The organism is Citrobacter sp. Marseille-Q5395 (assembly GCF_947057495.1).
GTDB classification, from domain to species: Bacteria; Pseudomonadota; Gammaproteobacteria; order Enterobacterales; family Enterobacteriaceae; genus Citrobacter; species Citrobacter murliniae.
The window spans coordinates 245,120-267,289 of sequence record NZ_CAMSEL010000001.1 but is presented as its reverse complement, the minus strand read 5'-3'; the positions used below and the strand labels follow the sequence as shown (position 1 = coordinate 267,289).

Annotated in this window: 19 protein-coding genes; 10 read left to right on the top strand and 9 right to left on the bottom strand. The window is 50.6% G+C overall.

The genetic code is table 11. From position 1 onward, the window contains the following. Positions 1-5: 5 nt before the first annotated feature. The 4 genes from fucR to fucI form a co-directional block, all read right to left on the bottom strand. A complete protein-coding gene (fucR, locus tag OH663_RS01215; RefSeq protein WP_200010102.1) occupies positions 6-737 on the bottom strand; it encodes an L-fucose operon activator in 732 nt (243 codons plus the stop codon). A gap of 58 nt (positions 738-795) precedes the next feature. Further along, a complete protein-coding gene (gene fucU / locus OH663_RS01210; protein WP_045446943.1) occupies positions 796-1,218 on the bottom strand; it encodes an L-fucose mutarotase in 423 nt (140 codons plus the stop codon). 1 nt (position 1,219) lies between these two features. Further along, positions 1,220-2,638, bottom strand: a complete 1,419-nt coding sequence (fucK, locus tag OH663_RS01205; protein ID WP_045446941.1) for an L-fuculokinase — start codon at positions 2,636-2,638, stop codon at positions 1,220-1,222. A 118-nt stretch (positions 2,639-2,756) separates the two neighbouring features. Then, complete coding sequence (gene fucI / locus OH663_RS01200) at positions 2,757-4,532, bottom strand: L-fucose isomerase (RefSeq protein ID WP_045446939.1); 1,776 nt, start codon at positions 4,530-4,532, stop codon at positions 2,757-2,759. A gap of 464 nt (positions 4,533-4,996) precedes the next feature. Between fucI and OH663_RS01195 the strand changes: the two genes are divergently transcribed. The 7 genes from OH663_RS01195 (at position 4,997) to fucO (ending at position 13,260) form a co-directional block, all read left to right on the top strand. Next, positions 4,997-6,496 (top strand): sugar ABC transporter ATP-binding protein, encoded by a 1,500-nt coding sequence (locus OH663_RS01195; RefSeq protein ID WP_200009919.1) that lies wholly within the window; start codon positions 4,997-4,999, stop codon positions 6,494-6,496. 3 nt (positions 6,497-6,499) lie between these two features. Then, positions 6,500-7,483, top strand: coding sequence for an ABC transporter permease (locus tag OH663_RS01190; protein ID WP_045446933.1), 984 nt, complete (start codon positions 6,500-6,502; stop codon positions 7,481-7,483). A 73-nt stretch (positions 7,484-7,556) separates the two neighbouring features. Beyond that, on the top strand, positions 7,557-8,507 hold the full coding sequence (locus OH663_RS01185) for an ABC transporter substrate-binding protein (RefSeq protein WP_045446930.1): 951 nt from the start codon (positions 7,557-7,559) through the stop codon (positions 8,505-8,507). A gap of 53 nt (positions 8,508-8,560) precedes the next feature. After that, on the top strand, positions 8,561-10,141 hold the full coding sequence (locus OH663_RS01180) for an FGGY-family carbohydrate kinase (RefSeq protein ID WP_045446927.1): 1,581 nt from the start codon (positions 8,561-8,563) through the stop codon (positions 10,139-10,141). Between the two features lie 65 nt (positions 10,142-10,206). Next, positions 10,207-11,205 (top strand): LacI family DNA-binding transcriptional regulator, encoded by a 999-nt coding sequence (locus tag OH663_RS01175; protein WP_045446924.1) that lies wholly within the window; start codon positions 10,207-10,209, stop codon positions 11,203-11,205. Between the two features lie 232 nt (positions 11,206-11,437). Then, positions 11,438-12,085, top strand: a complete 648-nt coding sequence (gene fucA, locus OH663_RS01170) for an L-fuculose-phosphate aldolase (RefSeq protein WP_045446921.1) — start codon at positions 11,438-11,440, stop codon at positions 12,083-12,085. A gap of 26 nt (positions 12,086-12,111) precedes the next feature. Continuing rightward, complete coding sequence (fucO, locus tag OH663_RS01165; protein WP_200009918.1) at positions 12,112-13,260, top strand: lactaldehyde reductase; 1,149 nt, start codon at positions 12,112-12,114, stop codon at positions 13,258-13,260. 76 nt (positions 13,261-13,336) lie between these two features. Here fucO and xni read toward each other — a convergent pair whose 3' ends face one another. The 5 genes from xni to queF all read right to left on the bottom strand — a co-directional run bounded on the left by xni (position 13,337) and on the right by queF (position 19,806). Further along, positions 13,337-14,092: a flap endonuclease Xni gene (gene xni, locus OH663_RS01160; protein WP_200009917.1), complete on the bottom strand. Its 756-nt coding sequence runs from the start codon at positions 14,090-14,092 to the stop codon at positions 13,337-13,339. A gap of 117 nt (positions 14,093-14,209) precedes the next feature. Next, on the bottom strand, positions 14,210-15,577 hold the full coding sequence (locus OH663_RS01155; protein WP_045446912.1) for an L-serine ammonia-lyase: 1,368 nt from the start codon (positions 15,575-15,577) through the stop codon (positions 14,210-14,212). A gap of 50 nt (positions 15,578-15,627) precedes the next feature. Next, on the bottom strand, positions 15,628-16,917 hold the full coding sequence (locus tag OH663_RS01150) for an HAAAP family serine/threonine permease (protein ID WP_045446909.1): 1,290 nt from the start codon (positions 16,915-16,917) through the stop codon (positions 15,628-15,630). A gap of 562 nt (positions 16,918-17,479) precedes the next feature. Beyond that, positions 17,480-18,844, bottom strand: coding sequence for a nucleotide 5'-monophosphate nucleosidase PpnN (gene ppnN, locus OH663_RS01145; protein ID WP_045446906.1), 1,365 nt, complete (start codon positions 18,842-18,844; stop codon positions 17,480-17,482). A 113-nt stretch (positions 18,845-18,957) separates the two neighbouring features. Further along, positions 18,958-19,806, bottom strand: a complete 849-nt coding sequence (gene queF, locus OH663_RS01140) for an NADPH-dependent 7-cyano-7-deazaguanine reductase QueF (RefSeq protein WP_045446904.1) — start codon at positions 19,804-19,806, stop codon at positions 18,958-18,960. Positions 19,807-19,874: 68 nt separating this feature from the next. On the opposite strand from queF, the gene syd reads away from it, so the two are divergent. From syd to truC, 3 genes are all read left to right on the top strand, one after another. Continuing rightward, entirely contained in the window at positions 19,875-20,420 is a 546-nt protein-coding gene (gene syd / locus OH663_RS01135) for a SecY-interacting protein (protein WP_045446901.1), read from the top strand. Positions 20,421-21,052: 632 nt separating this feature from the next. Continuing rightward, entirely contained in the window at positions 21,053-21,382 is a 330-nt protein-coding gene (locus tag OH663_RS01130) for a YqcC family protein (RefSeq protein WP_200009916.1), read from the top strand. Continuing rightward, positions 21,382-22,164, top strand: coding sequence for a tRNA pseudouridine(65) synthase TruC (truC, locus tag OH663_RS01125; RefSeq protein WP_045446895.1), 783 nt, complete (start codon positions 21,382-21,384; stop codon positions 22,162-22,164). The genes OH663_RS01130 and truC overlap by 1 nt, the downstream gene beginning before the upstream one ends. The last annotated feature ends 6 nt before the right edge of the window (positions 22,165-22,170 follow it).

Genomic DNA, 22,170 nt, shown 5'->3' with positions numbered 1-22,170 from the left:
GCTTATCAGGCCTGTGGCAGAACACCGTCAGTTTGCTGTTCATCCGAAATCACATGCGTCACCTCCTCCAGATGCCCGATCCGGGCCTCGCCAGAACGATGCAACTTACTTTTATCGATCAACAACAATGACTGTGATGCCCGTTTGAGCAGAATGGATTTGAATTCAGCGTTAGTAGCCGTCGAGTCCCAGAGAGTGCCGTTACTGTCGATCCCCGCGCAGGAAAAAATAAACAGATCGATGTCGAGAGGTTTCAACTGCGAGATGAGCGACGGATTAATGTAGCAGCCATCTTTGCGCTCGAGTCGTCCACCTGAGCAGATGAGCTGAATATGTTCACGTTTGCCCAGTTCCTGACAAATTGGCTGGCTATTAGTAAACACATGTATGTTGATGTCCGGTAACTGGCGGGCCAGATACCAGCAGGTGGAACTGGCATCTAAAGCGATTACCATTCCTTCCTCTATCCATGCCAATGCGGCCCTGGCAACATCCGCTTTATGCGCATAATGGCTTTTACGTCGAATATGAAACGGTTCGCCGCTGTCCTGATTTTCCTGATGAATTATCCTGGCACGTCCGTGGTTGCGCAGCACTTTCCCTTGCATTTGTAGTTCATTGAGATCGCGGCGAATAGTCTCTTTGCTGACGTTAAGTTGTAAAGATAAGGCTTCGGTTGTCAGGTTTTTATGGGTAATTAGCAGGTTTGTTATTGCTTGCTGGCGTGCCGCTTTCACTGTTCTGATCCTCATCATTTGATGAATGCCCGTATCTGACGGGCATTCTGACCAGAGATTACGGCGTTACCCCTTTTTTCAAAAGAATATTTCCGTATTTTGCCTGCTCTCCGGTAATGACGATCGCAAACGCTTTTTGCGCCCGTTCATAGAATGCATAGCGATCGATACGGGTAATATCCGGTCCGGAAGTCGTTAAAGAGAGCGCATCGCGGTAACGCCTTTCAACGTTCGGATCGAGAGAATCTCCTTCTACGGCGGCCATCATCACCAACGGTGGGGCGTAGCTGTCCAGCTCAAACAACGGAATAATGGCCTGCAACAGATCGCTGACCTGCAAACCATCGGCACGGATAACCTGTGGTCCCATGCTGTGTGCCGGAAAGTGGGCATCGGAGAAAATTATCTCATCGCCATGTCCCATTTCCGCCAGCACTTTCAGCAGGTCAGGGGAAATTAAGGGGGAAATCGTTTTAAGCATTTCACTCGACTCCTGTGAGTTCGGATTCGGTTTGGGGATAGAAGTAGCGATATCGGTAGCGCACCTGTGCGCGGGCCTGTTCCGGGGTAGCAAACTCACCAATACCTGACCAGCCAAACATTGCAGCTCCGGCGACGGTAGTTTCGGCGTCATCCAGTACCTTGACGGGGATCCCGAGTACGTTGGCTTTTATCTGATTCCACAGCGCGTTGCGACTTCCTCCGCCAACTAACAGCAGCTCCGTCGCCTTGAAGTGGCTGATAGTTTCCAGCGTGTGTAGATTTTGCTGGAGCTGTACCGTTAATCCCTCCAGTGCTGCACGGTAAAAATGTCCGCGAGTGCTGTTCAATGTGACACCCTGCCAGCCTGCGTTAGCGTTGGTGAGCAAATCGCACTGCATCTTTACGCCTTCAGCACCTGTTGGAATAGCTTGCGCCTCACTTATCAGCGTTTGCCAGGGCGTTTCTGCCGTCCACAGCAGTTTACGCACCCACTCGAGCACGCCGGAAGCCAACCATTGCATACCGGGGTTGTACAGTCCGTTCTGACTGTCCAGCTCGCAGGTGGAACCTGAATAATGGCTGAGCAGGGGAGTATTCACTTGTGCGCTGCGCACCATCAGAATTTCCCATGTGCCGGAAGAGAGCACCGGTTCATCCGGCTGCGCGCCTGCGCCAAACAGCGCAAACTGCGTGTCGTGCCCGGCGGAAATAACCGGAATACCTGGCGGAAGCCCAAGCTGCTTTGCGGCTTCGTTTTGCAGCGTTCCGATCTGTTCCCCTGCCTCGACTAAGCGTGGGAAAAGCCGGCGGGGTATACCAGTTGCCTGCAGAATGTCATGGCTGAAATCTCGCTGATGGATCTCCAGCATCTGGCTGGTTCCCGCCATCGTGATATCTGTGGTGAATTCGCCGGTTAAGCGGTGGTTGATAAGCGATGAAATAAAAAGCCAGGCGTGCGCCTGCTCCAGCAATCGTGGGTGGTTCTCTTTGAGCCACACCAGTTTGTACAGCGTGTTGAAGCTGAAAGCGCCGACACCGGAGATGTCCTGCAACTGCTGTGGTGATATCAGGCGATCGATACTGGCCATGACGGCGGCGGTACGCGGACATTTCCAGCTGATCACCGGATAAAGCAACTCACCATGCTCATCAACCAGCGCGCCGTCAACACCAAACGTAGTGACCGTAATCCCGCGGATCTGGCAGGAGGCGAGTTCAGTTGCGAGTCGCTGGCAACAGTCGGCAAAGCGCTGCAGAATGGCATCAAGGGACCACTGATGCCAGACACTGTTTTCAGCGGCAATATCACTGGCATTGGGGGTGGAGGCGCGGGCGATAATTTGTCCCTGACGGTCAACGGCAATGGCTCGCACGTTTGTCGCACCACAGTCGAGGACCAAAATAACGTCTTGTTTCATAATCGCTCCTGGCATACCCGTCATACCTCAAACTGCAGGACAAAAATGCTAATGCGTTTTTGTCCTGCGCTTGAATGACTTAGGGTATGAGAACCCTGTCGTTATGGGGATGGAACTCTTAACGCTTATACAGCGGCCCGTAGTTTTGGCAGGCACGATAGTCCTGGCCTTCGCTATCCATACCGTGGGCTGCCCAGGCTGAAGGACGGTAAATTTTCTCTTCTTCCACGTTGTGCATACAAACCGGGATACGCAGCATGGCGGCAAGCGTAATAAAGTCTGCGCCAACATGCCCAATCGTCAGTACGCCATGGTTAGCGCCCCAGTTAGCCATCACTGAATAGACATCGGTGAATGGGCCTTTTCCGGTTAAGCGCGGTGCAAACCAGGTTGTCGGCCATGTGGAGTTGGTGCGCTCATCAAGCTGCGCGTGCACATCCTTCGGCAACTCCACGCTCCAGCCTTCAGCGATTTGCAGTACCGGACCCAGACCTTTGATGATATTGATGCGAGTCATGGTGAACGGCACGCCGCCTTCGGTCAGGAAGCGCGAAGAGTAGCCGCCGCCACGGAAGTATTCGTGGATTGCCGGACACCATTCGGTAGCCGCCAGACAATCATCTGCTTCTTGCTGCGAGATCTCCCAGTGCGGTTTCATGGTTGGCTTGCCTTCGCTGTCGCGCTGTTTGCAGGAGCCGTCCAGTGCCGCAGATCCAGAGTTAATCAGATGGATGATGCCGTGTTCAGCAAGACCGGTCAGCGGTTTACCAGTTACGCGCTCTACCGCCTCGGGTGACCAGTAGGTGCGCACATCGGCAAAGACTTGCGCCGTTCCGGTGAGTTGGTGACCAAACAGCATCGCCACACCGTTCAGGCTGTCGTTTTCGGTGGCGACAACATACGGCTGGCGTAAACCATTCCAGTCGAATGAGCTATTCAGCAACGCTTCGGCGGTGTCGCCGTTTGGATATTGATCCGTCCAGTGGCGCTGCCCCTGGAAACCAGCAGCAATAGCGTTGTAGCCCAGAGATTCTTCTACAAGGCCTTTTTCTGCCAGTTTCTTATTCCCTTGCATCATGTCTCGGATGCACATTGCCATCAGCAGACTCTCTTTCAGTACCGCACGGCTTTGTTCCTCGTTACGCTTGTATTGCTGCGCATTCTGATCTTCGCCGTAGCGGAAGTTTTTGTCCGCCCACGTCAGTGCGATTTCCAGTTCAGCTTCGTCATAGATTTTTTTGTCAATGCGACGACGTAATTCGGTCATATCAACAGGCTGAACCTTCATTCCCAGCCAGGATTCGAAGAAGTTATGATCGACGATAGATCCTGCGATCCCCATCGAAACACCCCCTACGGACAGATAACTTTTGCCCTTCATGCTGGCAACGGCTAAGCCCGCCCGCGTGAAACGCAGCAGTTTTTCTTCTACATCGGTGGGGATAGTGGTGTCACCAGCATCCTGCACATCATGGCCGTAAATAGAGAAGGCGGGGAGACCTTTTTGGTTATGCGCAGCCAGAGCTGCCGCCAGGTAAACGGCGCCAGGACGTTCTGTTCCGTTGAAGCCCCAGATGGCTTTCGGACGCATAGGATCCATGTCGATAGTTTCGCTACCGTAGCACCAGCATGGGGTAACGGTAATCGTCACACCAACGTTCAGACCGCTGAATTTTTCTTCACAGGCGGCGGATTCAGCCATCCCGGCAATGCAGGTGTCTGCGATCACACATTCAATCTGTGCGCCACAGGCGTGACGAAGTTTCTCTGTGATAAGCGCGGCAGTGGCTTTTGCCATGTTCATGGTTTGTTCTTCGAGCGATTCACGTACACCCATGCGACGCCCATCAATCACCGGACGAATACCGATTTTCGGTAAACTGATTTTGTTCATTCGAGGTTCCTCATCTCACTTTATGCCGTGCAGCTGAAGTGGATATTGGATACCACTGCCGCAGTTGGCTGAATTTTTCATTTTTGCTAACTCGAGTTAGCTTAGGTATTAGAGAGTTTTTTGCACAACTTTTTTGTTGTGGAACTGTGAGAAGCTTCACGAGAAGTGGTTAAAATTCGATCTGCGTCAAATAAACAAAATCACTGATTTAAGATAATTTTATTTGTAATCAGAGGTATAGAATAAATTGTCTGCCCGGCATCACAATTTTAAACCAAATGATTTGGTTATTTTTGGCAGCTAAAATAGCTTTAAAAGGCAAATCGCTAACTCGAGTTAGCATTTTTGATAAAACGTATATGATCTTTAGGAAGTATTCGCATCAACGGTGACGATGGCTCCCTGACAACGCTGTTTTCGCCTGATTCACTGACTGCAGTTTCTGTATATTGAGGAAAGCAGCAATGTCCGAAACATTTTTACAGATGAGTCATATTACGAAACGTTTTCCCGGAGTATTAGCGTTGAGTAATGTGGATTTTGCTTTACGCAAAGGTGAGGTTCATGCGCTGCTGGGGGAAAATGGCGCGGGAAAGTCTACCCTGATGAAAATTTTATCCGGTGTTTATCAACCTGATGAGGGAGATATTGTTTTCGAGGACCAACCCGTTGCATTCGCGAACCCATTGAGCGCCCAGAAAGCCGGGATCACGATTATTCACCAGGAATTTAATCTTTTTCCTGAACTCACGGTTGAAGAGAATATATTTATTGGCAGGGAGTTTTGCAAAAATAACCGTTGGCGCCTTGATGAAAAACAACAGCGCCAGGCTGCTATCGATATTTTGCAAAAATTAAACCTGAATATCTCGCCAGAGACTCTGGTTGCCGACCTCACTGTCGCGCAACAACAAATGGTTGAGATTGCAAAAGCGATATCGGTGAATGCCAAAGTTCTAATTATGGATGAACCGACCGCTGCACTAACCGAAACGGAGATCGACAGTTTATTTCAGGTTACCCGTTTACTTAAAGAGCAGGGTACTGGCATCGTTTATATCTCTCACCGGCTTGAGGAACTGGCGCTGATTGCCGATCGTGCCACCGTCATGCGGGATGGTCAGTTTATCGCCACCGTTGATTATGATGCGGTAAAAATCAGCGATCTGATCGCTATGATGGTTGGCCGTGATCTCGGCAATATCTATCCTCGTCGCGAACCACAATCCCAGCGCAAACCAGTGCTGGAGGTGAGCGGCCTGACACGAAAAGGTGTACTGAACGACATCAACTTTACCCTTCACCAGGGGGAGATTTTAGGCTTTGCCGGTCTGATGGGCGCAGGTCGTACTGAACTGGCGCGTGCGATTTTCGGCGCTGACCCAATAGATAGTGGAACGATTAAGCTGCGCGGCAAAGAGACGGTGGTAAAAGATATCCCTGACGCCATCAGGCAAGGTATCAGCTATTTAACCGAGGACAGAAAAAAAGAAGGACTGGCATTAGGCTTGTCTGTTGAGCGTAATATTATGCTCGGCAATTACCCGGAGTATTCCGATCGCTATGGCAATGTTGATAGTAAACGCTGTCAGAAAATAAGTCAGGAACAGGTAAAAACTCTGCGAATTAAAACGCCGCATCTTGAGCAGGCTGCGTTGAATTTAAGTGGCGGTAATCAGCAGAAAATTATTATTGCCAGATGGGTATGTAAGGATACTGATATTCTCATCTTTGATGAGCCCACGCGTGGTATTGATGTAGGGGCTAAACTTGAAATTTATGAATTAATGAATCGCCTGGTGGCAAAAGGAAAATCAATTATCATGATTTCTTCTGAATTACCGGAAGTGCTGGGTATGTGCGATCGCATTTTAGTTATGCGCAATGGCCGTATTACCGGTGAGTTAGCTTCTGATGACGCCACACAAGAAAAAATCATGCAATACGCGACGTTAGAGGACTAATTTATGACTATCTCTGTAACCTCTTCAGACAGCAATAATAAGAAAATAAAAATTAACAAAGAACTTTTAATGCGCCTTGCGCCGCTTTTTAGCCTGATTATTCTGGTGATATTTTTTAGCTTTGGCTCACCTTTTTTCTTTAATACTGAAAACATTATGACAATTGCCCTGCAAACCTCGGTGATTGGCATCATGGCAATTGGCGTTACCTTCGTCATTATCACCTCAGGGATCGATCTTTCTCTCGGGTCTGTCGTCGCCTTTTCCGGGGTAGCGGTAGGGATATGCGCAACGCTGGGCCTGCCGTTGCCAGTGTGTATCCTGGCAGGTGTTCTGGCCGGAGGATTATGCGGTTATATCAACGGGATACTGGTAACCAAAATGACGATACCGCCATTTATCGCCACGCTGGGACTGATGATGTCTGTCAGGGGTATCAACATGGTGATGACTGACGGTCGCGCGATTTACTTTGCTGATTACCCTACGTTCAAAATGCTGGCGCAGGGACGCCTGTTCGATGTGCTGCCTTATCCTGTTTTTTACCTTGTTGTTGTCGCGCTGATTGCCGCTTATATCCTGAAGAAAACGGTCATTGGTCGTTATGTTTACGCTGTGGGCAGTAACGAAGTTGCAGCACATCTTTCCGGGATCAAAGTCCAGCGCGTCAAAATTTTCGTCTACGCCTTTTGCGGTCTGCTCACCGGGATTGCCGGGGTCATTCTGGCTTCTCGTCTGAACTCAGGACAACCTACGGTCGGTGTGGGTTATGAGCTGGAAGCGATAGCTGCGGTTGTGATTGGCGGTACCAGCCTGATGGGCGGGATTGGGACTATCGGTGGCACTATCATCGGCGCATTCATTATGAGTGTACTGAAAAATGGTCTGAACCTGATGGGTGTCTCTCAGTTCTGGCAAATGGTAGCAATGGGTGTCGTGGTTATCGCTGCGGTTTACCTCGATACATTACGCAAGAAAATTCGTTGATTAACGCTCCCGGTAGTCACGGGGCATCATAACCCTGACGTTTAGGGTGACTCACTCAGAACGGAGTACAACAATGAAAACCAGGCATTTTGTCTATGCGTTATCTCTGCTGGCCTGCATGACCTCCAGCGCATTGGCTAAAGATATGAATCTTCCGGTGGTCAGTAAAGGTTTCCAGCATGAATTCTGGCAAACCGTGAAAATGGGTACAGAAGCGGCAGCGAAAGAGCTGGGTGATAAAACCAGCTATGTCGGACCGGCGGATGAAACCCAAATTGCTGAGCAGATTCAGTTAGTTGAAAACGCAATGGCGCAAAAACCTAATGGACTGTTGCTGGCGGCGTTAGATGCCAATGCACTCGCACCGCTGGTGGAAACGGCCAACTCACGTGGCATTAAGGTCGTGACGTTTGACTCTGGCGTGAATTCCGATATTCCTGCCAGCTTTGTGGCAACCAATAACCGTAAAGCGGGGGCAGAAGCGGCAGATGCGCTTGCTGCTGAGGTGGGTAACAAAGGAAAAGTCGGCATTATTGCGCATGTGGCAGGCACCTCTTCAGCGATTGAACGCTCGGAAGGATTTATTGCCCGCATGAAGGAAAAGTATCCGGATATCCAGGTTCTCCCTGTCCAGTACAGCGATGGCGATCCGCAAAAAGCGATGGATAAGACCATCGATATGATTCAGGCGAACCCTGACATCGCAGGGATCTATGGTACCAATGAAGGTTCAACTTTGGGGGTTGCTAACGCTATTGATAGTCAAAACCTGAAAGGCAAAGTGAAGGTGATTGGCTTTGACAGTACCGAGGCGATTATTGCCTTCCTGAAGTCCGGAGTTATCCAGGGCTTTGTGGTACAGGATGCCTATCAGATTGGCTATCAGGGTATCAAAACGCTGAATGCCGCAGTGTCGGGTCAGTCCGTACCGAAAGAGATCGATATTCCCGTGAAATTTGTTAACGCGAAGAACATTAACACGCCGGAAATCGAGAAGTTATTGCACCCATTCGGTAAGAAATAAGCCCGTTGGGGCGAAACTCTCGCCCCATTTTTAGCCAGCGTCAGGGAGTTACTATGAGCAGTGGATATTTCCTCGGTGTGGATGTCGGTTCCGCAAGCGTCAGGGCCGGTGTATTTGATGCCAGCGGCAAGCGCCTGGCCTTTGCGACTTTCCCTATCTCGCAGTTTCGACCAGGCCCGGAGCGAGTGGAGCAATCTTCTGCTGAAATCTGGCTGCAGGTTTGCAGTGCGGTGAAAGGGGCTGTGTCGTCAGCCGGCGTTCCTGCAGAGGAGATCCGTTCACTGGGTTTTGATGCCACCTGTTCTCTGGTCGCGCTGGATAAGCAAGGGCAGGGGCTGGCGGTTTCACCTGGGGAATCGCCGGACCATAACATCATCATGTGGATGGATCACCGTGCAGCGCAAGAGACCCAGTGTATCAATGCGACAAAGGATCCGGCTCTGCGCTACGTAGGTGGTGAAGTCAGTGTAGAAATGGAGCTTCCTAAAGCACTCTGGCTGAAGAATCATTTTCCCGCTACCTGGCAGAGTGCGCATCGCCTCTACGATCTGGCGGATTTTCTGGTCTGGAAAGCCACCGATAATGATGTGGCGGGACTGTGTACCCTGACCTGCAAATGGAACTATCTGGCACATGAGCAACGCTTTAGCCATTCCCTGCTCGACGCTGTTGAATTAACCGATCTACTGGGCAAAATTCCGTCTCGGATCCTGCCGCCGGGAGCTGCTGTTGGTACGCTTAGCCCAGAAGCTGCACAGGCGTTGGGGCTGACGACAGCAGTAGTGGTCGCTAGTGGAATGATTGATGCCCATGCTGGCGGAGTTGCACTTGCTGGTGCTCAGCCTGCGGGAACGCTGGCGCTGATTAGCGGAACGTCAAATTGCCATATGTTATGCAGCGCACAGGAAATTCATACGCCGGGTGTATGGGGGCCGTATTGGTCCGCCATGTTGCCAGGCTACTGGCTGACGGAAGGTGGGCAGAGTGCTGCCGGTGCGTTAGTTGACTGGACACTTCAGGAGTCAGGAGCCAGCGCCGAGCTGTTTCGTAAAGCCGAAGCGCGGGGCTGTCATCCGATCGTTTTAGTGAATGAATGGGTTGCTGCGCTGGAAGAAAATGAATCGGAGCCGGGGCGCTATCTGCATGTATTGGCCGATCACCACGGAAACCGTTCACCGCGAGCAAGACCCGATGCCAGGGGCAGCGTCTGCGGTTTGACTCTTGAGCGAGGAGAGGGACAGCTTGCCCGCTTGTATCTGGCGACATTACAGGCGATCGCCTGCGGTACGCGGCATATTATGGAAGTGATGCGCGAAAACGGCCATACCATTTCTCGACTGACGCTGTGTGGCGGCGCTACGCATAATCCTTTGTGGCTGCGAGAGTATGCCGATGCTACCGGATGCGATATCCATCTGATGCAGGAAGAAGATGCCGTGACATTAGGCGCGGCGATTACCGGCGCGGTCGCAAGCGGCGCGTGGTCGAATTTTCCAGCAGCGTGCCAGGCGATGGTTACGCCAGGTGAAGTGATTAAGGCAAATCCACAGCGGCAGGACTTTTATACCCGCAAATATCAGGCTTATCTTACAATGTGGGATCAACAGCAGGCGCTTAACCAACTGATGCAGTAAGACAAAAGTTTAAAATACTTTTATGATTGTGAATGGACGTTTTGGATGTGGACTGGGGCATATAGATGGCTAAAACAGTAGAACAGATAGCCAGCGATCTGAATTTATCGGTTACGACCGTGCGACTGGTGCTGAATGGGAAAGCTGAGCAATATCGGATCAGCGTCAAAACCCAGACTCGCATTAATGAATACGTTGAGCGATATGGTTACGTGATAAACCATTCGGCCCGTAGCCTGAAACTCAATAAAACGGATACGCTGGGTCTGATTGTGCCCAATATTTCCAACGTCTTTTTTGCCACGCTCGCAGAAAAACTCGAGCAACGCTGTCGTCGCTCTGGATATCAGCTAACGATTAGCTGTACCTACGATGATGTGGATTACGAAAACAAATTAACCAAAGCGTTAATTGCACGCAATGTTGATGGTCTCTTTATTGTTCCTTCGACATTAGAAAATCAGCAACACCATTTACGCCAGGTCAGAAAACCAATGGTGTTACTTGACCGTGATTTTAAGTACACCGATAACGCGCTGGTTGAAAGTCATAATATTTTGGGTGGTGAAAAGCTGACGCAAAGTTTGTTTGACGCGGGGAAATCGCCAATCTGGTTTTTAGTGGGGGATACCGGTCTGCCCAGTATCGGCGATCGTTTGAAAGGTTACCTAAATGCGTTGAGTAAAAATGGTATTTCTCATCAGGATTGGGTGCGTGAAGGCCCGGACAATACCCCGGATGGTGGCTATCGACTCATGGACAAACTGATCAACGAGCAGGGCTGCCCTCAGGCGTTTATCGCCTCGTCGTTACCCGTGCTGGAAGGTGCAGTTATCGCGATTCGCAACCGTTTTGGTGTTATTCCACCTGATATCAATATTGGGACATTCGATGAACATCCGATGTTGGGATTCCTGGCCAATAATGTCTGGTCAATGCAGCAGGACGAAAATGTCTGGGCAGAAAAAGCATTCGATATGATGATGAGTGCAATTGACGATCAGCCAATTAAAGAAACGGTAAAAGTTGAGATGAAACTTATTAAGCGTGTCAGACAGAAATAACACGTAGCTCTACACGTCATCCTTCAAGCTGCCTCCGCGTTGGCTGCGTTCGCTCACTTGCCGTCTTGACGCAATTTGAATGATTTTGTGTATGTACCAAAAATAATTCAGCCTACTGAATCTGAATAATAATATTCAGTGGCTGCTCATATCTGAAACCTGACCGCGTCTTATTCTGCGGGTGCATTATTTCGCAATAAAGACGAGGGGAAACTGTACCCGGAGATTCATTATGGAAAGAATGCGTTTATCTCGAGAAATTATTGAAACCTGCCTTGAAATGACCAGCCTTGGACTGAATCAGGGAACGGCGGGAAATGTGAGTGCACGTTATGAGAACGGAATGTTGATCACGCCCAGCGGTATTCCTTATGAAAGACTCACAGAAAATATGATCGTGTATGTCGATAACGACGGTAATTATGATAAAGGACAATTACCTTCCAGCGAATGGCGTTTTCATCTGGCTGCATACCAGACACGGCCAGATGCTAATGCGGTCGTGCATAATCATGCGATTCATTGCACTGCGGTGTCGATTCTGAACCGTCCAATCCCTGCCATTCACTACATGATTGCGGCTGCCGGAGGTAACTCCATTCCATGTGCGCCGTATGCGACATTTGGTACTCGCGAACTGTCAGAGCATGTGGTTGTTGCCCTGCAAAACCGAAAAGCCACACTGTTGCAGCATCATGGGCTGATTGCCTGCGAGGCGAATCTGGAAAAAGCCTTGTGGCTGGCACAAGAAGTGGAAGTTCTGGCCCGTCTTTATCTGAGCACGCTGGCGATTGTCGATCCCGTTCCGGTACTGGATGATGAAGAAATCGCTATTGTGCTGGAGAAATTCAAATCCTATGGATTACGTATTGAAGAGTAATTTCGCATAGCGAAAGGAGAAAAACGATGGCGAACAGAATGATTCTGAACGAAACGGCATGGTTTGGCCGGGGAGCTGTTGGGGCGTTAACCGATGAGGTCATCCGCCGTGGTTACCGTAAAGCGCTGATTGTGACAGATGCTAATCTGGTGCAGTGTGGTGTTGTCGATAAGGTAACATCGCGGATGGACGCAGCTGGTCTGGAATGGGACATTTTTTCCGGCGTAATGCCCAATCCAACCATTGCGGTGGTACAAGAAGGGCTGAGTGTCTTCCAGAAAAGTGGTGCAGACTATCTGATAGCCATTGGTGGCGGTTCGCCGCAGGATACCTGTAAAGCTATTGGCATTATCCATAATAACCCTGAGTTTGCCGATGTACGCAGTCTGGAAGGGTTATCGCCAACGCGCTTCCCGAGCGTACCGGTTATGGCAATCCCCACTACGGCGGGGACGGCAGCAGAAGTGACCATTAACTACGTGATCACGGATGAGGAGAACAGGCGTAAGTTTGTTTGTGTCGATCCGCATGATATCCCGCAGGTGGCGTTTATTGATGCGGATATGATGGATGGCATGCCTGCCGCATTAAAGGCTGCGACCGGCGTTGATGCGCTGACCCACGCCATTGAAGGCTACATCACGCGTGCAGCATGGGCGTTAACGGATGCGCTGCACATTAAAGCTATTGAGATTATTGCCAGTGCGTTACGCGGTTCAGTTGCCGGAGACCTTCAGGCGGGTGAAGCGATGGCGCTGGGCCAGTACGTTGCGGGAATGGGGTTCTCAAACGTCGGTCTGGGGCTGGTGCATGGTATGGCGCACCCGTTGGGGGCGTTTTATAACACACCGCACGGCGTCGCCAATGCTATTTTGTTGCCGCATGTAATGCAGTACAACGCTGAATTTACTGGAGAGAAATTCCGTGATATCGCCCGTGCGATGGGTGTGAAGGTGGAAAATCTGACTCTGGAAGAGGCACGCAAAGCCGCCGTTGATGCGGTGTTTGCGCTTAACCGTGACGTGGGGATCCCGCTGCACTTACGTGACGTTGGCGTGCGTAAAGACGATATACCGGCGCTGGCGCAGGCGGCATTCGATGATGTTTGTACCGGTGGAAATCCGCGTGAAGCGAGCCTTGCCGATATTGTCGAGTTGTACCATATGGCCTGGTAGTTCTTATGTACGTATCCGGCTTACAGTTTGTTGGTTCTGTAAGCCGGATGAGCGCAGCCACACGGCAATTCATTTATCATCGTATCAGCCGAAGTTGCTGCAAATTCCCGTCGATATGTAAGTTCGTTTGCAACCGGGCGATATCGCGGCAAAGAAATGCCATCTCTTTGTGCGCCTCCAGTTTCTTACGCCATTTTTCAGGCACATTATCGAGATGGGCGTAAATCCCTTCCAGATGTTGAAACTGAACTAACAACTGGGTTGCGCTTTTAGGACCAATGCCTGCGACGCCAGGTACTTTTGAACTGCTTATCCCCGCCAGTCCCCAGTAATCCGGTAACTGCTGAGGCAGTACGCCAAACTCTTTCTCAATGAACGGTGCATCCAGCCAGCGCTTTTGAAAATAATCGCGTATACGCAGCGTCGGGGAGAGCAACTGACAGTAGCCTTTATCGGTCGAGACAATGGTAGCCTGATGCCCGGCCTGGGTGACTTTTACTGCCAGGGTTGCGGCCAAATCGTCAGCCTCATTACCACTTGAGACCCAGCAGCAGACCCCACGCAGCTCAAAAGCGGTGCGTAAGGCGGACATTTCATTGTGTAATTCGTCGGGCATCGGTGGACGGCCCGCTTTGTAGTCGGGCAGTCGTTGGTGACGCCAGCCGCTGTTACGTGCTTCATCATCAAATACTGCAACAGCATGCGTGGGCTGGCTGTGCACAATTAATTGATCGAGCGCGTGCTGGCATGTCTCCACACAAGGTGAACCCTGAACCGCATGAATGCGGCGGATGAGATTCAGTGCATCAACGATAAGCAGATGGACGGCCACAATGTTCTCCCTTACAAATCAGGGTGTAGGGTAACATTCACGGCGAAGCGAGGCTAATATCAGAAATCAACATTTTGCCGGATGGCGGTTAACGCCAGTCCGGCAATCTGAAGAGAATTAATCGCAGGTAACAATCTTCATTGCCAGGCCGCCGCGAGAAGTTTCGCGGTACTTGGCGTTCATGTCTTTACCCGTTTCGTACATGGTCTCGATAACTTTATCGAGGCACACGCGCGGCTCGCTGGTACGGCGCAGCGCCATACGTGCAGCATTAACCGCTTTCACGGAGGCAATGGCGTTACGTTCAATGCACGGTACCTGAACCTGACCGGCAACCGGATCGCAGGTTAAACCGAGGTTGTGTTCCATACCGATTTCCGCGGCGATACATACCTGCGTTGGGCTACCGCCCAGCAGTTCAGCCAGACCCGCCGCCGCCATTGAACATGCTACGCCGACTTCACCCTGGCAACCGACTTCAGCACCTGAGATAGAGGCATTCATCTTGTATAGTGAACCAATGGCGCTTGCGACCAGCATATAGCGTGCCAGTGAGTTAGCGTTCACTTCGCGGATGAACTTGTCGTAATACGCCAGCACAGCCGGAACAATCCCGCACGCACCGTTAGTCGGTGCAGTGACCACGCGTCCACCGGCAGCATTTTCTTCATTAACCGCCAGCGCGAACATGTTGATCCAGTCAACAACCGCCATCGGATCGGTGGTGGTTTTATCGCTGCTTACCAGCATACGACGCAGCGCTGCCGCTCGACGTGGAACGCGCAGTTTGCCCGGCAACACGCCTTCTGTGGTGATGCCACGTTCAATTCCGCTACGCATGACTTCCCAGACGTTGGCAAAGTGCTGTTCCAGCTCTTCTTTGCTGTGTAACGCCAGTTCGTTTTGCATCATCAGACCGGAAAGCGACAGACCCGTTTCCTGGCAATGTCTTTGCAGATCGGCTGCGGATTTATACGGGTATGGTACGTTTACCGGCGAGTTATTCGGTAAACCAAAGTGTTCTTCATCAACGATAAATCCACCGCCAATGGAATAGTAGGTCTGGCTGTATATGGCCTTTTCACCCGCCAGCGCAGTAATTCGCATCCCGTTTTCGTGCAGAGACAGATTATCTGTGTGGAAATTCATGCACTTATCGACCGGGAACTCAACTTCATGCTGACCGTCTGCCAGTAGTAAACGTCCATGAGTATTAACATCCTGGATGAATCCCGGGATGGAGTCGATGTCTACGGTATCCGGCAGATTACCCGCCAGGCCCATAATAATCGCGATGTCGGTGTGGTGGCCTTTCCCCGTCAGAGACAGAGAACCATAAACATCAACCACTACGCGGGTTACGTCAGTGAGTATTCCGCGTGCAATCAGGTCGTCCGTGAATTGTTTGCCTGCTTTCATTGGGCCTACAGTATGGGAACTGGAAGGGCCAATGCCGATTTTGAAGATATCGAATACGCTAATCATTAGGCGTCCATTGTGTAACGAGGTGCGCCGCCCGAGGGCGGCGCAGGGGATTAACTAAACAGCGAGTAGAAAATAGCGGAGATTGCAATCAGGCCCATAATCACAACGAAGACGTTGCTGATATGACCGCTGTACTTACGCATTGCCGGTACTTTCTGAATCGCATACATCGGCATGAGGAACAGAATCATCGCGATGATTGGGCCACCCAGGGTCTCAATCATACCGAGGATGCTCGGGTTCAGCGTTGCCACAATCCAGGTGGTTACCAGCATGAACAGCGCAGTGATTTTGTTCAGTTTGTTGATTTCGATGGATTTGCCTTTGCTACGCAGAGACTTAATTACCATACCGTTGAAACCTTCACGTGCGCCCAGGTAGTGGCCGAGGAAGGATTTGGTGATAGCAATAATCGCGATGATCGGTGCCATCCAGGCAATGATCGGCGCGTTAAAGTGGTTCGCCAGGTAAGACAGGATGGAGATGTTCTGCTCTTTCGCCGCAGCCAGATCCGCCGGGGTCAGGCTAAATACGCAGCTGAAGACGAAGAACATAACGGTCAATACCATCATGATGTGAGCGAATGCCAGGATCTTAGAACATTTCTTCTCAGCTTCATCACCGTACTCTTCACGCTTCGCTACGGCGAAGGAGGAGATGATCGGGGAGTGGTTGAAGGAGAACACCATTACCGGGATTGCCAGCCACAGGGTCAACAACAGGCCATTGCCGGTGGTTGCCGCAGAGTCAAAAGACAGAGTTTCCAGAACCGCACCGCTCCACTGAGGGATCAGGTACAGAGCCAGCAGCATCAATGCAGCAACGAACGGGAACACCAGGATGCTCATCGCTTTCACGATCATCTGCTCACCGAAGCGAACAATGGTCATCATGCCGACAATCAGGATCAGAGAAAGGATCGCGCGCGGCGGTGGGGTAATTGCTAGCTGATGGGTCAGGAAGCTTTCTACTGTGTTAGTGATAGCAACGCTGTACACCAACAGAATTGGGTAAATAGCGAAGAAGTAGAGCAGAGTGATCAGCTTACCCGCGCCAATGCCAAAGTGTTCTTCTACAACTTCGGTAATGTCTTCACCCGGATTTTTACCGGATAACACGAAGCGAGTCAGGCCACGGTGAGCAAAGAAGGTCATCGGGAAGGCAAGAATGGCCATGATAATCAGCGGGATCATACCGCCAACGCCTGCGTTAATTGGCAGGAATAATACACCCGCGCCAATCGCCGTGCCGTAAAGGCCCAACATCCACATGGTGTCTGTCTTGCGCCATGCGCTGCGGGTCTGGCCCGTAACGATAGTGCTGGTTTGCGTGTTTTCCATCTATTTCTCCTGGAGGAAGCTTAAAAAGTCAGGTTTGGGTTCAATCCAATGAAAAAAGACCCGACTGTAAAACGAAATTCGTTTAGCGATTTTTTATATAATTTTTCGCCGTAATAATTTTCGGGCGGAAAGATACATTTTAGTTATGAATGTATCAGTGATCGCGATCTCAAATGCAATAATCCACCTTTTATGTGGATAAATTTGGACCATTAATCTGTTAAAAAATAGTCAAAGCGAATTTACGGGCGCGAAGGCTACCATTAACGACATATGCCATGAAAGGTAAGGCGAGAAGATACGAGTGTTGCGCTGTAAAAACTGTCATTTTTAGTGAATTCTGGCGACTAATAATAATTTGCGGCGATAAATCACGGTCGGCTTCGAAAGGTAAACGTTTGCGTGTTGAGGCTTTTTTGAGGAGATATTATTGGTATTTATGTGTTGGAGTTGTGCTATGTGACTGGTATCACTAAAAAAGCCGGGAGGCAGAGGTGCCAATCCCGGCTTGTATATGGACAAATCTGTCACCGCGATAGCAGCGTCAATCTGTCGTTGGAGGTTAAGCGCAGATCTCGTAGCAAGGGATATACGCAGTACCAGGTAGCTTCATACGATGTTGCGCAACAAAGCCCTGCAGGAGATCGTCCATGCGCCGCATCATCTCGCGGTCACCGTGGATTTTGTACGGGCCAAACTCTTCAATGGCACGGATGCCAACTTCTTTCACGTTACCCGCAACAATACCGGAGAACGCACGACGCAGGTCAGCCGCCAGCACTTCAACGGGCTGGTCAGGATACAGTTTCAGATTGGCCATGTTTTCATGGGACGGCTCGAACGGCATCTGCAAGTCAGGTGCGATACGAATCGACCAGTTGAAACTGTAGGCATCTCCGGTGTCGCGGCGATTCTCTTTCACCAGCGGCATCGCTTTTTTCATCAAGCGCGCTACTTCCGAAGCATCATCAATGATGATGCGGTAGTGACGACGAGCATTTTCTCCCAGCGTGTGCACGATAAACTCATCCAGGACCCGGAAGTAATCCGCACTCTCTTTAGGACCGGTCAGGATCAGTGGCAGAACCTGATCTTTGTTGGCCGGATTCATCAGGATCCCCAACAGATACAGCAGCTCTTCCGCTGTTCCTACGCCACCAGGGAAAATGATAATACCGTGCGCAATACGTACAAACGCTTCCAGACGTTTTTCAATGTCCGGCATGATAATGAGTTCGTTAACCAGCGGGTTAGGCGGCTCAGCGGCAATGATTGATGGCTCAGTCATACCGATAAAGCGGCTGTCTCTGTAGCGCTGTTGGGCGTGGCCGACCGCAGCACCTTTCATTGGGGCTTCCATCGCTCCTGGACCACAACCGGTACAGATGTTCAGTTCACGCAGACCCAGTTGAGTGCCGACGCGACGGGCATAAAGGTACTCATTTTCGTTAATCGAGTGACCGCCCCAGCAGACGACCATATTCGGCGCTTCACCGACGTGCAGCGCTCGGGCGTTACGCAGGATTGAGAAGACCAGGTTAGTGATGTGCACTGAGCTTTCAAGATCCAGATGTTGAAAGCGACCGGCGTTACTGATCTGTCCGTTGACAAAAAGAATATCGCGCAGCACGGCAAACAGGTTGGCCTGTAGCGCGCGAATAATACGTCCATCAACAAACGCATCTTCAGGTGGGTTAATCAGTTCCAGCTTCACGCCACGTTCGCGGCGTAGCACGTTAATGTCGAAACTTTCAAAACGTGACAGCAGCTCTTTGCTGTTGTCAGTCAAACTGCCGGAGTTCAGGACGGCAAGAGAACAGTTACGAAACAGTTGATACAGGTCGCTGCTGGCCGTGCGTTTAAGCATATCGACTTCCAGCTGCGACAACATGTCCATTGAGCCAAGGGGGCTAATATGTGTAATCAAGTAAACTCCTTACGGGACGAGAGACATCATCCTCTATTGATTACAATAGCCCTGGCTTATGATCTTTCACAACCTTGCGTGCGGAATCCGACACGCAAAATTGAGAAAAAAGATTACTGACGTACCAGTCTGCCGATGGCGGGGACAAAATTGGTGTTAGTTCGCCACGGATTAATGTCCAGGCCGCCACGTCGAGTGTAGCGCGCGTAGACGCTCAGTTTTTCCGGCTGGCAGAAGCGCAGAATGTCATTGAAAATGCGTTCCACGCACTGCTCGTGGAATTCATTGTGATGGCGGAAAGAGACCAGATAACGCAACAGCTTCTCGCGATCGATTTTCCGTCCACGGTACTGAATTTGTATGGAGCCCCAGTCCGGCTGATGAGTGATCAGACAGTTGGATTTCAGCAAGTGGCTGACCAGGGTTTCTTCCACCGCTTTCTCACCGCTAACGGCATTTTCCAGATACTCTGTACTGAATTCGTAGTTGTCGATAACGATGTCCTGGTCATCGATGCAGGTACCGTTGAAATGGGCAATAGGTTGCCCTTCCAGTTCGTCAATACGATAGAGTGCCACGCTGACATCACCCTGAGCGCAGGCGCGCAGATCGTTTTCCAGCGTCTGGCGAACCGCATCCCAGGAGTCAAACCGGGTTTGGTTGTAGCTGTTCAGATAGAGCTTAAAGCTTTTCGATTCAATCAGATTAACGCTGGTGTAATCCAGTTCAACATGACCGACGGCAACCTGCGGCAAGCCGTTAGCATTCAGCCAGGACAGTTCATACAGCGTCCAGATATCGGCACCGTGAAAAGGCAGGTTATCGGCCTTTAAATCCAGCGGGTCGCGGTTCAGGCTGCGCGGAACGCCCTGCAACAGACTGGCATCGTAATTATCCCGGTAATCTGTTGATTTTCCGAGAGTCAGGCCATCAAGCGCCTGATGGTTTTCATAAGAAGACATGTTTCACCGTCATAAACCAGATACACTATGCGACAAGTGTATCCTGGCTTTTGTGAAGAGAGAAATCAGTGGACGAATTGACTGCGCAGGCGTTGACAGCCTTTACGACACGTTATTGCGACGCATGGCATGAACAAAATAACAGTTGGCCGTTGAGCGAAGAGCTGTACGGCGTACCTTCTCCGTGCATTATTTCTTCCACCAATGATGCGGTGTACTGGCAACCCCAACCCTTTGTGGGAGACGCCAACGTAAATGCGGTTGAACGCGCCTTTGATATTGTGATACAACCCGCTATTCATGCTTTTTATACCACCCAGTTTGCCGGGGATATGCACGCGCAGTTTGCAGATGAAAAGCTGACATTGCTGCAAACCTGGAGTGAAGATGACTTCAGGCGTGTTCAGGAAAACCTGATCGGCCATCTGGTTACGCAAAAGCGACTCAAGTTATCGCCTACGCTTTTTATTGCCACACAAGAAAATGAACTTGATGTCATTTCCGTGTGCAACCTGTCAGGAGAAGTGTGCAAAGAAACGCTGGGTACCCGTAACAGAACGGTACTGGCGGCTTCGCTTGCGGAATTTCTCACTCAACTTAAGCCTGTTCTGTAGTCCAGTTTGCCCTGAACCGTGTGAGAGATCTCTTACAAACCCTGTAGGAGATTGCCAGGTAATAAGTAAAGGTTTAGTTGTTCCATTTAACACTAATTTTATGTAAATCAACGTATTACTATCTTACTACCCGCTTTTATATGAAAAAAAGCTTAAGGGGTTGTCTGTAAGTGTCTTGTAAGATAAGGCGAAACAGGCGATTCTATCTCTGTCGACAAGGAGTCGCACAACGAAGTGAACATCAGGATGATGACACTTCTGCAGGACACACCAGGATGGTGTTGCAAGGACAGGCTTCAGGATGAAGCAAAGAGGAAAACGCTGGATGCGTTAAAGGACACCTCCAGGAAGGAGAACGAGAGCCGGTCAGGATAGCCGGTGGGTCAGGATGGCCAGGGACACTTCAGGATGAAGTTTTCACATCGGGGTGGTGTGAGCAGGATGCAAACGTTCAGGACGAACAGGTCGAAAGACCACAGGAAAAGTTGTCACGGATGAGCAGGGAGCACTAAAAGTAGCTGGAATGCTGCGAAACGAACCGGGAGCACTGTTTTTACAGTGCTCCCTTTTTTTATTTCCTTCTCACTAGTGCTATTCTTCGCGCCAGATTTTTCATCATTGAGGTTAATTTCATGACGACTCATGACCGTGTGCGCGAGCAGTTACATGCGCTAGAAGCGTTGCTGCGTGAACATAATCACTGGCGGATGGATGAGCCAGAGGAGCATCTGTTTACCAGCACGCAGCCTTTTTGTATGGATACCATGGAACCAGTTGAATGGCTGCAATGGGTGTTGATTCCCCGCATGCATGCCCTGCTGGATAATGCTCAGCCGCTTCCGGAGGCATTTGCCATCTCGCCGTATTACGAAATGGCGCTGGCAGCCGATCATCCGCAGCGTGAGGTTATTCTGATGGCATTGCAGGATCTGGATGCGCTGTTTACAAGCGATAAGATCTGATGCTGGAAATACTCTATCAGGATGAATGGCTGGTTGCTGTAAATAAACCTTCTGGCTGGCTGGTCCACCGTAGTTGGCTCGACCGTGACGAGAAAGTGGTGGTGATGCAAACGGTGCGCGACCAGATTGGTCAGCATGTTTTTACCGTTCATCGCCTCGACAGACCGACATCTGGTGTGCTGCTGATGGGGTTATCCAGTGAAGCCGGGCGTCTGTTGTCGCAGCAGTTTGAACAGCATCAAATCCAGAAACGTTACCATGCGATTGTGCGCGGCTGGCTGATGGATGATGCGGTGCTGGATTATCCACTGGTGGAGGAGTTGGATAAAATCGCCGATAAATTTGCCCGCGTGGACAAAGAGCCGCAGCCAGCGGTCACACATTATCGAGGTCTGGCGACGGTTGAAATGCCGGTGGCAACCGGGCGCTATCCGACAACCCGATACGGGCTGGTGGAGCTTGATCCTCAAACAGGGCGTAAACATCAACTCAGACGCCATCTTGCTCACTTGCGCCATCCTATAATTGGCGACAGTAAGCATGGAGATTTGCGGCAAAATCGCAGTGCTGCAGAGCATTTCGGTTGTCAGCGATTAATGCTGCATGCCAGTCAGCTTGAACTTATTCATCCGTTTACCGGGGAGCCGCTGGTTATTCGCGCCGGACTTGACGAGGTCTGGATGCAGGCGTTATCACAGTTTGGCTGGCGTGGACTTCTCCCTGAGAATGAAAGGGTTGAGTTAAGCGAGCCGTCGGGTCAGGATGAGCAGATAGATTCTTAATTCAGG

Excerpts from the sequence above, each read along its gene's own strand:
- fucU (WP_045446943.1), bottom strand. The coding sequence starts at position 1,218 with ATGCTTAAAACGATTTCCCCCTTAATTTCCCCTGACCTGCTGAAAGTG.
- fucK (WP_045446941.1), bottom strand. The coding sequence starts at position 2,638 with ATGAAACAAGACGTTATTTTGGTCCTCGACTGTGGTGCGACAAACGTG.
- fucI (WP_045446939.1), bottom strand. The coding sequence starts at position 4,532 with ATGAACAAAATCAGTTTACCGAAAATCGGTATTCGTCCGGTGATTGAT.
- OH663_RS01195 (WP_200009919.1), top strand. The coding sequence starts at position 4,997 with ATGTCCGAAACATTTTTACAGATGAGTCATATTACGAAACGTTTTCCC.
- OH663_RS01190 (WP_045446933.1), top strand. The coding sequence starts at position 6,500 with ATGACTATCTCTGTAACCTCTTCAGACAGCAATAATAAGAAAATAAAA.
- OH663_RS01185 (WP_045446930.1), top strand. The coding sequence starts at position 7,557 with ATGAAAACCAGGCATTTTGTCTATGCGTTATCTCTGCTGGCCTGCATG.
- OH663_RS01180 (WP_045446927.1), top strand. The coding sequence starts at position 8,561 with ATGAGCAGTGGATATTTCCTCGGTGTGGATGTCGGTTCCGCAAGCGTC.
- OH663_RS01175 (WP_045446924.1), top strand. The coding sequence starts at position 10,207 with ATGGCTAAAACAGTAGAACAGATAGCCAGCGATCTGAATTTATCGGTT.
- fucA (WP_045446921.1), top strand. The coding sequence starts at position 11,438 with ATGGAAAGAATGCGTTTATCTCGAGAAATTATTGAAACCTGCCTTGAA.
- fucO (WP_200009918.1), top strand. The coding sequence starts at position 12,112 with ATGGCGAACAGAATGATTCTGAACGAAACGGCATGGTTTGGCCGGGGA.
- OH663_RS01155 (WP_045446912.1), bottom strand. The coding sequence starts at position 15,577 with ATGATTAGCGTATTCGATATCTTCAAAATCGGCATTGGCCCTTCCAGT.
- OH663_RS01150 (WP_045446909.1), bottom strand. The coding sequence starts at position 16,917 with ATGGAAAACACGCAAACCAGCACTATCGTTACGGGCCAGACCCGCAGC.
- queF (WP_045446904.1), bottom strand. The coding sequence starts at position 19,806 with ATGTCTTCTTATGAAAACCATCAGGCGCTTGATGGCCTGACTCTCGGA.
- OH663_RS01130 (WP_200009916.1), top strand. The coding sequence starts at position 21,053 with ATGACGACTCATGACCGTGTGCGCGAGCAGTTACATGCGCTAGAAGCG.
- truC (WP_045446895.1), top strand. The coding sequence starts at position 21,382 with ATGCTGGAAATACTCTATCAGGATGAATGGCTGGTTGCTGTAAATAAA.